Genomic DNA, 13,610 nt, shown 5'->3' with positions numbered 1-13,610 from the left:
GATGAGTACAAAAGCGATTTATCCCGGTACTTTCGATCCGATCACCAATGGCCACATCGATATCGTGACCCGCGCTGCGACCATGTTTACTGAGGTTGTACTGGCCATTGCCGCCAGCCCAAGTAAGAAGCCGATGTTCAACCTTGAAGAACGCGTAGCGCTGGCGCAATCGGCAACAGCACATTTATCAAATGTGACAGTGGTGGGATTCAGTGATTTGATGGCGAACTTTGCCCGCGCGCAGCAGGCAAATATTCTCATCCGCGGTCTGCGTGCCGTCGCAGATTTCGAGTACGAAATGCAACTGGCGCATATGAACCGCCATCTGATGCCGGAACTGGAAAGCGTGTTTCTGATGCCGTCGAAAGAGTGGTCGTTTATCTCTTCATCGCTGGTGAAAGAAGTGGCGCGCCATCAGGGCGATGTCGCTCACTTCCTGCCGCCGAACGTGCATCAAGCGTTGCTGGAGAAGCTTAGTGCCTGATGGCGCTTCGCTTATCAGACCTGCAACACCGGTGTGCCTGACCGCTATTTAGCAAAGCACAACAGCATCCCGCAGCCGCCATCCAGCAAAAACGCGCTTATTTCTGGCAGCGGCGACAGTAAAACGTTGAGCGCTGTGCGTGCTTCGCGGCCATAATCGGCGTACCGCAGACGCGACAAGGTTCCCCTTCCCGCCCGTACACCTGTAACTCCTGCGCAAAATAGCCGGGTTTCCCGTCGCTTTGCAGGAAATCTTTCAGCGTGGTTCCGCCCTGTTCAATGGATCGCAACAGCACGGCTTTGATCACCCTCACCAGGATTTCACACTCCTGGCGCGACAGCGAAGAGGCCAGGCGATCGGGATGGATCCCGGCGGCGAACAGCGATTCGCTGGCGTAGATGTTTCCTACGCCGACCACCAGCTTGTTATCCATCAGCCAGGGTTTGATGGCCGTCTTTTTCTTCGCGCACTTCTGCTGCAAATAATCGGTATTAAAGGCTTCGCTTAACGGTTCAGGGCCAAGGTGTGCCAGCACATTGTGGCCTTCCAGCTCTTTGGTCCACAGCCATGCGCCAAAGCGGCGAGGATCGGTGTAGCGCAGCACTTTGCCGTTGCTCATCACCAGATCAACATGGTCATGCTTTTCAGCCGGAAGCTCGTGGGGAAGGATGCGTAAGCTGCCGGACATACCCAGATGGATGATGATCCAGCCATCCGGCAGCTCCAGCAGCAGATATTTCGCGCGGCGCTGAACACTCAGCACCGGTTTATCGCTCAGGGCGTGGATCTCATCGGAAACCGGCCAGCGTAATCGCCCGTTGCGTACCACCGCATGAAGAATGGTTTCGCCAACCAGGTGCGGTTCGATACCCCGGCGGCTGGTTTCTACTTCGGGTAATTCAGGCATCTCATCTCCGGCTTGCGGGTTATCAGAAATGCAAAAACCCCGACAGTGCGGGGTTTTTGTGCAAGAAAACTAAAATTATTTGATTTTAGCTTCTTTGTACAGCACGTGCTGACGGACAACTGGATCGAATTTTTTCAGTTCCAGTTTTTCCGGCTTAGTACGTTTGTTCTTCGTGGTGGTGTAGAAGTGACCAGTACCAGCGGAAGAAACCAGCTTGATTTTCTCACGAATACCTTTAGCCATGATTTATATCCTCTAAGTACTTAGTACTTTTCGCCACGGGCACGCAGTTCAGACAGAACTGTATCGATGCCTTTCTTATCAATTACACGCATACCTTTAGCAGATACACGCAGGGTGACAAAACGCTTCTCGCTCTCAACCCAGAAACGGTGAGAGTGCAGGTTCGGCAGGAAACGGCGTTTGGTCGCGTTCAGTGCGTGGGAACGGTTGTTACCGGTCACCGGACGCTTGCCAGTAACTTGGCAGACTCGGGACATGTCTATTCTCCAAAAATCAAATTAGCTCGAGCTTCGTATGGGGTATCGGCGCCTCGTCAGGCTTTACAGCCCGGTCATCGCAGTTCTACACGTCATCTTTCCGGCTGCCTCTGTGTTGGCTGCGCTCGCTTATCCAGGTCACGTACTTATACGCTCACGGGGATTCACTCTCTTGCCGCCCTGATGCAACTTGAATGATTTAGTGTCTAAGTGAACTCTCGATTGCCAGGCCCAAATGCCAAACCCGAGATTCTCAAAGGTGGCGTAGTATACGCTGAGTCGGCGGTGTGCTCAAGTCCCGAACAGACAAAGATCCCGATGGATCGCCTAAAATGGCTTAAATCCAGCCGCGTTCTGCAAACGAAACGCACTCTCCGCGACCAACAACCAGGTGATCAAGCACACGGATGCCCATGAACTGGCAGCATTTTATCACTCGCTCAGTGATTTGCTTATCCGCCTTGCTTGGCTCAGCGTTACCTGAAGGGTGATTATGCGCGAGGATCACAGCGGCTGCATTCACTTTTAACGCTTCACGCAGAATTTCCCGCGGATGCACTTCGACATGGTTAATGGTGCCGCTAAACAACCGGCAGTGCTTCAGTATCCGGTTCTGGTTATCCATCAGGATCACCATAAAGATCTCGCGCTCTTCTCCCGCTAGCTGACTCTGCAGGAATTCACGCGTCATATCAGGACTTAGCAGCGAGCTCTCTTCCAGCAGGCGCGCATTATAGTAACGACGCGCCAGCTCGCCGATGCCTCTTAACTGCGCATATTTCGCCACGCCGATTCCGTGTACATCCTGAAAATCTTCCAGCTCGGAAGAGAGCAATGTATAAAGCGAACCAAATTGCTTCAGCAGTTCGCGGGCAACGGTTAATACACACTTTCCTCGCGTTCCGGTGCGCAGAAAAAGCGCTAATAATTCCACATCCGATAGTGCCTCAATGCCGTACTGCAGCATCTTTTCGCGCGGCTTCTGGGGTGTCAAAACAATGTCCATATTACCTCCTCCCGATCCCACATTTATGTTGCCATTTCACGCCCCCCTCTTTCGACAACCAATTTCAAAGCCTGCGTAGCGCCTCGCAAAGTGCTCTGCGGGCAAAAGCACGACAACATCAGGATTGTGATAAAATGCCCAGCTTCTGGTGAAATCCAACAGGAAAGAATCATGATCAGTCTGGCGGGTAAAAAAATTGTCCTCGGCGTAAGCGGCGGTATTGCGGCTTACAAAACGCCTGAGCTGGTGCGCCGTCTGCGCGATCGCGGCGCGGAAGTTCGCGTGGTAATGACCGAAGGCGCCAAAGCCTTCATCACCCCGCTGAGCCTGCAAGCCGTTTCCGGGAATCCGGTTTCCGACAGCCTGCTCGATCCCGCTGCCGAAGCGGCAATGGGCCATATCGAGCTGGGTAAATGGGCCGACCTGGTGATTCTGGCGCCCGCCACCGCCGATTTGATTGCCCGCGTCGCCGCCGGAATGGCCAACGACCTGGTTTCCACGATTTGCCTCGCCACCCCTTCGCCTGTCGCGGTAGTACCAGCGATGAACCAGCAAATGTATCGTGCCGCAGCAACCCAGCATAATTTGCAGGTGCTGGCCTCACGCGGTCTGCTGCTGTGGGGGCCGGACAGCGGTAGTCAGGCCTGTGGCGATGTCGGCCCTGGCCGCATGCTGGATCCGCTGACGATCGTCGATATGGCAGCCGCGTATTTTTCGCCTGTCAAAGATCTGCAACATCTGAACATCATGATTACCGCCGGCCCGACCCGTGAGCCGTTAGATCCTGTGCGTTACATTACTAATCTCAGTTCCGGTAAGATGGGCTTCGCCATTGCCGCCGCCGCCGCCAGCCGCGGAGCGAACGTCACGCTGGTTGCAGGCCCGGTCACGCTACCGACACCTGCGCTGGTGCAACGCATAGATGTCACCACCGCGCTGGAGATGGAAGCAGCCGTGCAGCGTAGTGCGCAGCAGCAGCACATTTTTATCGGCTGTGCCGCCGTCGCGGATTACCGCGCGGCCAGTGTGGCGGAAGAGAAAATTAAAAAACAAGGCGATGAAATCACGATAAAAATGGTAAAAAACCCGGATATCGTCGCTGGCGTAGCCGCACTTTCTGCCCATCGCCCCTTTGTCGTGGGGTTTGCCGCCGAAACAAATAATGTGGAAGAATATGCCCGGCAGAAACGCGCCCGCAAAAACCTTGACCTGATTTGCGCTAACGATGTTTCACAATCAGATCAAGGCTTTAATAGCGACAACAACGCACTACATCTTTTCTGGCAGGAGGGCGACAAACGTCTGCCGCTGGAACGCAAAGAACTTCTGGGACACCAATTACTGGACGAGATAGTTACCCGTTATGATGAAAAAAATCGACGTTAAGATTCTGGACCCGCGTGTCGGCAAGCAATTTCCGCTACCGACTTATGCCACCTCCGGTTCCGCCGGACTTGACCTGCGCGCCTGTCTCGACGACGCCGTAGAGCTGGCGCCAGGCGCAACAACGTTGCTGCCAACCGGTCTGGCAATCCATATTGCCGATCCGTCGCTCGCTGCGGTTATTCTGCCGCGTTCAGGGCTGGGCCATAAGCATGGCGTGGTGCTGGGTAATCTGGTTGGTCTGATTGACTCGGATTATCAGGGGCAACTGATGGTTTCCGTCTGGAACCGCGGCCAGGACAGCTTCACTATCGTTCCGGGCGAACGCATCGCGCAAATGGTGTTTGTACCAGTTGTGCAGGCAGAATTTAATCTGGTGGAAGAGTTCGACGCGACTGAACGCGGCGAAGGCGGCTTTGGCCATTCCGGGCGTCAGTAAACCGCTCTATTTAACGCATCACACGGCGAAATAACGCGATAACATCACCGCAAACGCACATTGTTTGCGGTCGCCGTGTGGTCGCTCGCCTGACAAGTGTTTATTTTCAGGGGTATTTTAGAACATGGCAGAAAAACAAACTGCGAAAAGGAATCGCCGCGAGGAAATACTTCAGTCTCTGGCGCTGATGCTGGAATCCAGCGATGGAAGCCAGCGTATTACTACCGCGAAACTGGCCGCTTCCGTTGGCGTATCCGAAGCCGCTCTGTACCGTCATTTCCCCAGTAAAACGCGCATGTTCGATAGCCTGATTGAGTTTATCGAGGATAGCCTGATCACCCGCATCAACCTGATTTTAAAGGATGAGAAAGACACGACCACTCGACTGCGCCTGATTATGCAGCTAATCCTCGGCTTCGGTGAACGTAACCCTGGTTTAACGCGCATCATGACCGGCCACGCGCTGATGTTTGAGCAGGATCGCTTGCAAGGGCGCATTAACCAGCTTTTCGAACGCATTGAGGCGCAGCTGCGCCAGGTCCTGCGCGAGCGCAAAATGCGTGAAGGCGAGGCCTATGCCACTGACGAAACGCTGCTGGCAAGCCAGTTGCTGGCGTTTTGTGAAGGGATGCTGTCGCGCTATGTGCGCAGTGAATTTAAATACAGCCCAACCGACGACTTTGACGCCCGCTGGCCGCTGCTCGCCGCGCAACTGCGATAATCTCTCTTTATGCAGCCTTTGTGGCTGCATTCTCACTTTCCGGCAATCTGTGAAAAAGCCCAACGCAATTCGTTAACTGTTGATAGCCTCAAGCACCTCAGTTTATTCACTCTATGTGAACACGCAGGGCACAAAACTGTTATGACACACGCCCGGCAGGCAACGTCTGCCGGGCACTACGGTTATACGCCGTACTGTTCGCGATACGCACGAACCGCAGCCAGGTGATCGGCCATCTCCGGCTTCTCTTCCAGATACGCAATCAAATCTTTCAGCGTGATAATTGAGATCACTTTGCAGCCGTAATCACGCTCCACTTCCTGAATCGCAGAGATGTCAGCGCGGCCGCGCTCCTGACGATCCAGCGAAATCAGCACGCCAGCCAGCGTCGCGCCATTGGCCTGGATAATTTCCATCGACTCGCGGATAGCGGTGCCCGCGGTAATGACGTCATCCACCAGCATCACCCGGCCCTGCAACGCGCTACCGACCAGATTGCCGCCTTCACCGTGATCTTTCGCTTCTTTACGATTAAAGCAGTACGGCACATCGCGTTCATGATGTTCCGCCAGCGCCACCGCAGTGGTAGTCGCAATCGGAATACCTTTATAAGCAGGGCCAAACAGCAGGTCGAAATCAATCCCGGAATCCACCAACGCTTCGGCGTAAAAACGGCCTAACAGAGCCAGATCGCGCCCGGTATTAAACAGCCCGGCGTTGAAGAAATAGGGGCTTTTACGCCCGGATTTCAGCGTGAATTCGCCAAACTTCAGTACCTGCTTATTAAGCGCAAATTCAATAAACTGACGCTGATACGCTTTCATGGATTCGCTCCTCATCTCACTTTTCAATTTACAGATTACGCAAAATAGTTCGCGCAGCATCGCGAAGGCAACCAGAGCCTGCCGCTAGCAAAGAGGCTGCGTGAAGTATGACGCGCAAAAAAAAGGGCGACTCTCAGTCGCCCTTAATAATTAATTCGCCAGCGCCGCTTTCTGCGTCGCGATAATCGATTCGATTCCCCCTCTGGCCAGCGCCAGCAGAGTCAATAACTCTTCATGGGAGAACGGCTCGCCTTCCGCCGTGCCCTGAACTTCAATCATGCGGCCATCTTCGGTCATCACCACGTTCATATCGGTCCCGGCGGCGGAGTCTTCCACATACTCCAGATCGCACACGGCCTCGCCGTTAACGATACCCACGGATACGGCGGCAACCATGCCTTTCATCGGATTGGTTTTCAGTTTTCCGGCCGCAACCAGTTTGTTCAGCGCATCCGCCAGCGCTACACAAGCACCGGTAATAGACGCGGTACGGGTGCCGCCATCGGCCTGGAGCACGTCGCAGTCGAGCGTGATGGTGAATTCACCCAACGCGTTCAGGTCAACCGCTGCACGCAGCGCACGGGCAATCAGGCGCTGGATTTCCATGGTGCGACCGCCCTGTTTGCCTTTTGCGGCTTCACGCGCGTTGCGGGTATGGGTGGAACGCGGCAGCATGCCATATTCAGCGGTGATCCAGCCCTGTCCCTGACCTTTCAGGAAACGCGGCACACCTTCTTCAATAGAGGCGGTGCAGAGCACTTTGGTATCACCAAATTCAACCAGCACGGAGCCTTCAGCGTGTTTTGTATAGTTACGGGTCAGGGTGACGGGACGCACCTGAGTGGCGCTACGACCTGCTGGACGCATGATGATTTCTCCGGCTATTCGAATGTGGCTGCGCATTATACTGGCTTACCGTGGTTATTCCTATCCTGATAAGGCCACGAAAGCTATAATCCCCGCATCTCTCTTTAAAAACGGGAACGTCTATGATCCGCAGTATGACCGCCTACGCCCGGCGTGAAATCAAGGGTGAATGGGGCTCAGCCTCCTGGGAACTGCGCTCGGTAAACCAGCGTTATCTGGAAACTTACTTCCGCCTGCCGGAGCAATTCCGCAGCCTTGAACCGGTTGTCCGTGAACGTCTTCGTACCCGTCTGACTCGCGGCAAAGTGGAGTGCAACCTCCGTTTTGAACCCGATTCCAGCGCGCAAGGGGAACTGATCCTCAACGAAAAACTGGCTAAACAGCTGGTATCTGCCGCCAACTGGGTCAAATTGCAAAGTGACGAAGGGGAAATTAATCCGGTAGATATCCTGCGCTGGCCTGGCGTGATGGCCGCACAAGAACAGGATTTGGATACCATCGCGGCACAAATTCTCGCTGCGCTGGACGGTGCGCTGGATGACTTTATCGTCGCCCGTGAAACCGAAGGTCAGGCGCTGAAAGCGCTCATCGAGCAGCGTCTGGAAGGTGTGAGTACCGAAGTCGCCAAAGTACGTGCACATATGCCGGAAATCCTGCAATGGCAGCGCGAGCGGCTGGTTTCCAGGCTCGAAGAGGCGCAGGTACAACTGGAGAATAATCGCCTTGAGCAGGAACTGGTGCTGATGGCGCAACGTATCGATGTTGCCGAAGAACTCGACCGGCTCGAAGCGCATGTAAAAGAGACCTACAACATTCTGAAGAAAAAAGAAGCCGTGGGTCGTCGCCTCGACTTTATGATGCAGGAGTTCAATCGTGAGTCGAACACGCTGGCATCCAAGTCGATTAATGCTGAAGTCACCAATTCCGCTATCGAGCTGAAAGTGTTGATTGAGCAAATGCGCGAGCAGATCCAGAATATTGAGTAATCTTTTTCGCGCTGTAGCTTTACCAGTAAAAAAGCCATCTAAAAAATGGCTTTTTTACTGAGTTTTATACCAGGCAGAGGCCATATCATCCACGAACTGTCTACAAATGATAATCGTTCGGCGCTGTTCCATAAAAGCAGCATTGCTGCTGCTTTTATGTTGAACATGGATATCAGAATTACTTACCGACAACCGTACCCAAAATATTGCTCACAGGAACACTGGAGTTTAACCCCTGAACGCCGCCAATAACCCCGAGCAGATTATTTACCGACTGTGCAGTGATATTGACTACGCCATTGCTGAAAAGATTGCTGTAATTATAAACACCGCCACCTGCGTTGATATTAATAACTTTTCCGGCAAAAATATCACCATAGTTATTCAGGTTGTTCGCTACGTTGAAATTCATTTCATTATCAGAAGAAATAGTATTTCTGTTAGTTAATGAACCCTTTGCAGTGGTAACCGAAACTTTATTTTTCCCGACAAGATATCCTGTGTTCTCAAAAGAGTCGTTCATCGTCAATACCAAATCCTTATCCGCCGTGATAACACCCGTCAGATTGCCGTTTTTGGCGTTACCGGTGCTGCGGTTATCCAGGGATGATGCAGTGATATTAACATCACCATAAGATTTGATGACAGCATAGGCATTATTTATAGCATTAGCTTTAATATTTGCAGCCGTTCCCCCGACTGTCTGGCTATTGGCATTAGAGAACAGACCGGTGGTCATAACATCTAATGTACCCGCCTGAGCAATAATACGGCTATCTTCGCTATAAATATTTTTAGCGGTCAAATTAACTGAACGTTTACCGATGATCCCACCTTTTTGGTCAGCCATACCAAAATAGAACCCATACGGATCGCCATAGTTGTTACCATTATTATTAAAGAGACTACCTTTGGTGGTAATGTTGATATCATTAACAGCAACAACCAGCGCTGCATTGCTGTTCACATCACCTGTAGCAGTGATATTGATATCTTTACCGAGCAACATGCCGCCGTAGTTATCAATTAACCCGCCGTTTATACTCAGTGTTCCTTCATCAGAACGGAGCACACCCACATAGTTCTCAAGTTTACCGGATGCCGCGACGCTTACATTACCCACAGCACCGATGCTGCTTGCATAGTTAACCAGATTTTTTGTTTCAACGTTAACGTTTTTCTCTGAAGAGATTTTGCCGTAGTGGTTATCGATATTATAGCTGCTCTTAATATCGATATTACCATTCGATGAAATTTGACCATTATTTTCCAACGCATAGGATGAAATCATAATGCCACCATCGCCAGCAATAATCCCGCGAGAATCACTGCTGCTAACATCGGCGGTCTTCGTATTATTGTTAATCAGAGTACTGTTTTTAGCATCAATTTTAATATGACCATTTACAGTACGGATACGACCACCGGTATTGTCGATGGTATTATAACTATTATTAATTAACTCGATATTCTGAATCGCATCTATAGTACCATTTCTGTTTGCGGTATTCAGGGAGTTAATGCCAATATAGCCGCCGTTAATCTGGCCATCGCTATTGTCAAAGAACCCTGTTTCGAGAGCAACGATTCCGCCGGTCAGACCATATGTTTTTTCCGTTCCAGCGTTACGCAGTGTATTGCCATTAGTGTTGATCGCCAGCAACCCAGCCGAAGCCATTTTGCCGTTCATGTTGTTCAGATAGCCGCTACTGATTGCGATATCTTTACCTGCCTGAATATTACCAAGGCCAGAGTTGTCTAACGTATTTTTGGCAGTATCGATGTACACTGACGCGTCACTGGCAATACTGCCGCCAGAGTTATTAAGATCGCCAGCCAACTTCATCAGAACAGTGGCATTGGATTTAATCGACGCATTTTTATTATGTAACTGACCCTGGGCATCAAGGGTAAAACCACCCTTGCCTGCGGCGATCACACCGCTATTATTTACGCCAGTTCCTTGTTCTGTACTGATAAGCGTGATTTTGTCCGCATACATTCCCCCCAGCTTCGCAACGTCGAGGCTATTGCTTTTACGGAAACCTTCAGCTCTCACGCTGCCGGTGATTTGATTGTTCGTATTAACATAGTTATTACCCAGAATGAGTGTCAGATCTTTAGCTACGCCGACATAACCCTTGACCGTTACAGCACGAGTAATAAGTTCCGTTGGGGACTCATTGAGCAACTGAGCCTCAACGCTAATATCACCGCTATTAACGGCGTATCCTCTCAGCACGCCATTCTGCACGTCAGGCGTCCCGGAGGTTAACGTCACTTTATTCGTATTAATAAAACCGCAGCCCGAACAGGTGATACCCGATGGGTTAGCAATGATCAGATGTGCTTCATTACCCGCAACTTCCAGCATACCGGCCAGGTTACTACGACCTGAACGTACTTCGTTGAGAATAATTTTGGCGCTACCGGAAGTCAGATTGCTGTTACCGCTTATCACACCCGCGAGAGCCGTATTAGCACCATTGGTGCTGTTATTAAATATGGCCCCTTCCTTTCCCACATTCAATTTGTCATAGATATTATGTGAGAGCCCATTTTCATTCGCTTTATTGATATCTATAACCGATACATTATTAACAGTTCTGGCCGCTGCTGCACGATTACTGTTAATCATGTCCGCGTATACAACCAACGGTAATGACAAAATAACCGCAGTAGCAATAGGTGTGACTTTAACTAAATAACGCTTTTGTTTCATTATAACCTCCGAATATGATCTTTAGTTATTTGTGCGTGGCTGTATACGGAAATTGTTGCCAATCAGTAAGTAAAGAAGAGCTGACACCCAGAAAAATAAGTCAGTATTTGTCCGGGAAGAAGAATTGAAGCCATGATGATAAATGCCGTTGCTATTCGTTTAATAACAGCACTAATAAAATGAATTTAATAACACAACACAGTAAACATCAGAACTCCCTGTCACTGGTTATTCCTTCATTTATCGATAAACATCGACTCACAATTCCATTCACAAATAAAGTGACAACAGGCCATGCTCAAATCGCATTAAAACTCCGATAACTCATTACTGTAAAAGAAAAATCCTCAGAATCAGTCCGCCTTTATTTACCAAAGGCGATACTAATTGTATTGTCACAGCTCTGGCAAGCCTGTTTTATCCCGACAACTAAAAAATCATATTTTTCTCGCGCTCTGCATAAGACATATTACTATAAACAATAACAGAAATTAAATTATTGATATTAAGAAATAAATCACCTCATCAAAAAATAGAACATCTTCGATAAACCCAAATCAAAAGAATAAACATTGACTTGTCTTTCTTGTGAAAAATAAAATTAAAACGTCATCAGGACATTTATTTAAGGGAAAAGAAATGCGTGAATTAAACACTCAAGAAATTGCAGCAGTTTCCGGTGCCAGCCTTGCCTCCATTGGGAGCTTTTTAGGTTTCCAGGCAGGAAATCTTGCCGACTTCATCACATCAAAAATTGGTCTGTCTACTAATTTCGGCAGCTATACCAGCCAGATTGGCACAGGTATCGGCCAATTATTCTCGCTGAATTTTACTGACGCCAAAGCAAACATTACCAATGGTTATAACGGCCTGGTAAGTGCAATAATTACAGCCGTTGGCAGCTTTTTTAAAGAATAAAAAAACCTGTAATTAACAGGAAGAGCCAGCGCATTACTACTGCTGGCTCTTTTTATTAAAAACCAGCATTATTGCCCAGATTTAACGTGATGCTGTTCAATTGATTACCTCCAGAAATATCGAATGATTATTCACTGCCCACGGTAAATCCTCGTACTTTCTGTTTCTCCAGCCAGTCCGCCAGAGATGTCACTTCCGGCAGACTCAACCAGCGCTGTATCTGCCGGACACGCTCTGCCCCCACGCCTGGCAACGCAAGCCATTCTTGTTCCGTCTTTCCGGTAAGTTCCTGCCAAAGGCTGATGCCCTGTGCATTTAATGCAGACTGAGGCAAAGGAATTCCTAACGCGTTAACCCAACGGATAAAAGGATATTGGCGTACCACGTTAAAACGATGCCAAAGCTTTAGCCCGCGAGCGGGAGAAATGCCGGGCGTCGCCTGCAACTGCTCCTTTGTTAATGCCAGCCAGGAAAAGAGATGTTCGAAATGATGTGCCTGATGCAACATCCGCCAACTACTTTCTCCCAGCCCCTCGATCCCCAGAGCCTTTGCAGAACTTAGCCATACCAGCCTGGCAATAAACTGTTCATTGCACTCTGCCGTGGCATAAAAGCAGCTAAGCGATGAAAAAAGTGGAGCCGGTGGAACCGGTTTTTCACGAACAAGGCTGCGCCAGACCACACGGTTAAGACGGGGAATACCCTGCCCGGCAAGACTCACAGAAACCTGATCGCCCGGTGCAATATCCAGTTCCTGCCAGCGCCGGACAGAACCAAGATTTACCCTCTGGACGCGTTTATCATCCAGTTGCACGGGTTCAAGCTGTGCAACGACGGCAATTTTCCCGGTACGCCCAACGGCAAACTGAATATCTTTTACGCTGGCGACTTCCTCTACCGGATCATATTTCCATGCCACCACCCAGTCACCGTGCCCAGGCAACCACGCCTTGCCCTGAGGTTCAGCGCCCGAGCGAACGACGATACCGTCTGTCACGAAGGGTAAGGGTGAGGTAAACCAGCGGGCACGTAAGCGCTCCACGTCCTGAACAATATTGACCGGCACGCTGTAATCGAGCACCTCGCTAAATCCGCTCTTGCTCAGCGCAACCAGCCGTTGTGCCAGCGTTGCCGGGCCATCCGGCCATGCCCAGACAAAAAAACCCATTTCTCGAAGCAGGTCTGGTGCGTCGCGGCGCATCATCGCACCAGCAACTCTGGCTCGGGCATTTAAGCCACCCGATTGTTTCTGGATATGGTTTTCACGGCGCAGAAAGAGTTCGCCCTGCAAAACGCTGTTCGCCAGCTCGCCGCTAACATTGTTGGGAATCGCCGGGATCGCGAGGGCTTTTGTCGTCCAGTCCTCGCCCGCCAGCCCATTTCCACGGCTGATGGCCTGTACCAGCTTGCCCTGGCGGTAGACCAGCGTGAGCGCTACGCCATCCACTTTTGGCTGTACCCAGAGATCTTTTTTCCCGGCCATCCACTGTTGCAGCGCCTGCTTATTCGCCAGCTTGCGCACACCGGTATGCGCAACCGGATGAGTTGTATTACCGCCAGGCGGTATTGATGAGTTGAAGGATATTTCGAGCGAAAAGCAGCGCTGCCAATAGGCAAGCCGGGCGTTTAGTCTATCGTAAACATCATCGCTGACATCGCTTGCTCCCGATTTCCAGTAGGCCTCATTCCACTGCGCGAGCTGCTGCTGCAAACGGCTTACTTCTTCCTGCGCCCGCGAAGGCGACCAGACAGGGCAAGTTGCAAAGCTGAATACGCTCCATAGCAACAGACAAACTGCGGCTCCGGCTCTTCTCCACATAGATATTTCTCCCTTTTGATAGCGCAATCGTTAT

At 50.7% G+C, this 13,610-nt stretch carries 14 protein-coding genes; 6 read left to right on the top strand and 8 right to left on the bottom strand.

Annotated features, from left to right (window positions below):
* The first annotated feature begins 1 nt into the window (after position 1).
* Positions 2 to 484: a pantetheine-phosphate adenylyltransferase gene (gene coaD, locus Y71_RS00495; protein ID WP_007369494.1), complete on the top strand. Its 483-nt coding sequence runs from the start codon at positions 2 to 4 to the stop codon at positions 482 to 484.
* A 97-nt stretch (positions 485 to 581) separates the two neighbouring features.
* On the opposite strand, the gene mutM is transcribed toward coaD, so the two are convergent.
* The 4 genes from mutM to radC all read right to left on the bottom strand — a co-directional run bounded on the left by mutM (position 582) and on the right by radC (position 2,897).
* Positions 582 to 1,391, bottom strand: coding sequence for a bifunctional DNA-formamidopyrimidine glycosylase/DNA-(apurinic or apyrimidinic site) lyase (gene mutM, locus Y71_RS00490; RefSeq protein ID WP_007369493.1), 810 nt, complete (start codon positions 1,389 to 1,391; stop codon positions 582 to 584).
* 75 nt (positions 1,392 to 1,466) lie between these two features.
* Entirely contained in the window at positions 1,467 to 1,634 is a 168-nt protein-coding gene (gene rpmG / locus Y71_RS00485) for a 50S ribosomal protein L33 (RefSeq protein WP_003024094.1), read from the bottom strand.
* A 20-nt stretch (positions 1,635 to 1,654) separates the two neighbouring features.
* Positions 1,655 to 1,891 (bottom strand): 50S ribosomal protein L28, encoded by a 237-nt coding sequence (gene rpmB / locus Y71_RS00480; RefSeq protein WP_002436699.1) that lies wholly within the window; start codon positions 1,889 to 1,891, stop codon positions 1,655 to 1,657.
* A 337-nt stretch (positions 1,892 to 2,228) separates the two neighbouring features.
* Positions 2,229 to 2,897, bottom strand: a complete 669-nt coding sequence (gene radC, locus Y71_RS00475) for a RadC family protein (protein ID WP_007369492.1) — start codon at positions 2,895 to 2,897, stop codon at positions 2,229 to 2,231.
* Positions 2,898 to 3,068: 171 nt separating this feature from the next.
* On the opposite strand from radC, the gene coaBC reads away from it, so the two are divergent.
* The 3 genes from coaBC (at position 3,069) to slmA (ending at position 5,440) form a co-directional block, all read left to right on the top strand.
* Entirely contained in the window at positions 3,069 to 4,283 is a 1,215-nt protein-coding gene (gene coaBC / locus Y71_RS00470; protein WP_007369491.1) for a bifunctional phosphopantothenoylcysteine decarboxylase/phosphopantothenate--cysteine ligase CoaBC, read from the top strand.
* Positions 4,261 to 4,719 carry a dUTP diphosphatase gene (dut, locus tag Y71_RS00465; RefSeq protein ID WP_035886792.1) on the top strand — a complete coding sequence of 153 codons (459 nt, stop codon included), beginning with the start codon at positions 4,261 to 4,263 and terminating at the stop codon, positions 4,717 to 4,719. Before coaBC ends, dut begins: the two co-directional genes overlap by 23 nt.
* Before the next feature lie 124 nt (positions 4,720 to 4,843).
* Positions 4,844 to 5,440 carry a nucleoid occlusion factor SlmA gene (gene slmA, locus Y71_RS00460; RefSeq protein ID WP_007369489.1) on the top strand — a complete coding sequence of 199 codons (597 nt, stop codon included), beginning with the start codon at positions 4,844 to 4,846 and terminating at the stop codon, positions 5,438 to 5,440.
* A gap of 182 nt (positions 5,441 to 5,622) precedes the next feature.
* Here slmA and pyrE read toward each other — a convergent pair whose 3' ends face one another.
* Both pyrE and rph read right to left on the bottom strand, forming a co-directional pair.
* Positions 5,623 to 6,264: an orotate phosphoribosyltransferase gene (pyrE, locus tag Y71_RS00455; protein ID WP_007369488.1), complete on the bottom strand. Its 642-nt coding sequence runs from the start codon at positions 6,262 to 6,264 to the stop codon at positions 5,623 to 5,625.
* 150 nt (positions 6,265 to 6,414) lie between these two features.
* A complete protein-coding gene (gene rph, locus Y71_RS00450; protein WP_007369487.1) occupies positions 6,415 to 7,131 on the bottom strand; it encodes a ribonuclease PH in 717 nt (238 codons plus the stop codon).
* Between the two features lie 122 nt (positions 7,132 to 7,253).
* On the opposite strand from rph, the gene Y71_RS00440 reads away from it, so the two are divergent.
* The gene (locus Y71_RS00440) at positions 7,254 to 8,117 is read left to right on the top strand and encodes a YicC/YloC family endoribonuclease (protein ID WP_007369486.1); all 864 of its coding nucleotides are present in this window, start codon (positions 7,254 to 7,256) and stop codon (positions 8,115 to 8,117) included.
* A gap of 178 nt (positions 8,118 to 8,295) precedes the next feature.
* Here the strand turns inward: Y71_RS00440 and Y71_RS00435 are convergent, their stop codons facing one another.
* The gene (locus Y71_RS00435) at positions 8,296 to 10,839 is read right to left on the bottom strand and encodes a two-partner secretion domain-containing protein (protein WP_007369485.1); all 2,544 of its coding nucleotides are present in this window, start codon (positions 10,837 to 10,839) and stop codon (positions 8,296 to 8,298) included.
* A gap of 639 nt (positions 10,840 to 11,478) precedes the next feature.
* Between Y71_RS00435 and Y71_RS00430 the strand changes: the two genes are divergently transcribed.
* Positions 11,479 to 11,757 (top strand): hypothetical protein, encoded by a 279-nt coding sequence (locus tag Y71_RS00430; RefSeq protein WP_007369484.1) that lies wholly within the window; start codon positions 11,479 to 11,481, stop codon positions 11,755 to 11,757.
* Positions 11,758 to 11,884: 127 nt separating this feature from the next.
* Here Y71_RS00430 and ligB read toward each other — a convergent pair whose 3' ends face one another.
* Entirely contained in the window at positions 11,885 to 13,576 is a 1,692-nt protein-coding gene (gene ligB / locus Y71_RS00425) for an NAD-dependent DNA ligase LigB (RefSeq protein WP_007369483.1), read from the bottom strand.
* Positions 13,577 to 13,610 lie beyond the last annotated feature (34 nt).

Origin of the sequence: Kosakonia radicincitans DSM 16656 (assembly GCF_000280495.2) — a bacterium.
Lineage (GTDB): Bacteria > Pseudomonadota > Gammaproteobacteria > Enterobacterales > Enterobacteriaceae > Kosakonia > Kosakonia radicincitans.
The sequence above is the reverse complement of the archived record's forward strand: the minus strand, read 5'-3'. Positions and strand labels throughout refer to the sequence as shown.

Bases quoted from the DNA above. Each gene is read 5' to 3' on its own strand.
- coaD (WP_007369494.1), top strand. From the start codon at position 2: ATGAGTACAAAAGCGATTTATCCCGGTACTTTCGATCCGATCACCAAT.
- mutM (WP_007369493.1), bottom strand. From the start codon at position 1,391: ATGCCTGAATTACCCGAAGTAGAAACCAGCCGCCGGGGTATCGAACCG.
- rpmG (WP_003024094.1), bottom strand. From the start codon at position 1,634: ATGGCTAAAGGTATTCGTGAGAAAATCAAGCTGGTTTCTTCCGCTGGT.
- rpmB (WP_002436699.1), bottom strand. From the start codon at position 1,891: ATGTCCCGAGTCTGCCAAGTTACTGGCAAGCGTCCGGTGACCGGTAAC.
- radC (WP_007369492.1), bottom strand. From the start codon at position 2,897: ATGGACATTGTTTTGACACCCCAGAAGCCGCGCGAAAAGATGCTGCAG.
- coaBC (WP_007369491.1), top strand. From the start codon at position 3,069: ATGATCAGTCTGGCGGGTAAAAAAATTGTCCTCGGCGTAAGCGGCGGT.
- dut (WP_035886792.1), top strand. From the start codon at position 4,261: ATGATGAAAAAAATCGACGTTAAGATTCTGGACCCGCGTGTCGGCAAG.
- slmA (WP_007369489.1), top strand. From the start codon at position 4,844: ATGGCAGAAAAACAAACTGCGAAAAGGAATCGCCGCGAGGAAATACTT.
- pyrE (WP_007369488.1), bottom strand. From the start codon at position 6,264: ATGAAAGCGTATCAGCGTCAGTTTATTGAATTTGCGCTTAATAAGCAG.
- rph (WP_007369487.1), bottom strand. From the start codon at position 7,131: ATGCGTCCAGCAGGTCGTAGCGCCACTCAGGTGCGTCCCGTCACCCTG.
- Y71_RS00440 (WP_007369486.1), top strand. From the start codon at position 7,254: ATGATCCGCAGTATGACCGCCTACGCCCGGCGTGAAATCAAGGGTGAA.
- Y71_RS00435 (WP_007369485.1), bottom strand. From the start codon at position 10,839: ATGAAACAAAAGCGTTATTTAGTTAAAGTCACACCTATTGCTACTGCG.
- Y71_RS00430 (WP_007369484.1), top strand. From the start codon at position 11,479: ATGCGTGAATTAAACACTCAAGAAATTGCAGCAGTTTCCGGTGCCAGC.
- ligB (WP_007369483.1), bottom strand. From the start codon at position 13,576: ATGTGGAGAAGAGCCGGAGCCGCAGTTTGTCTGTTGCTATGGAGCGTA.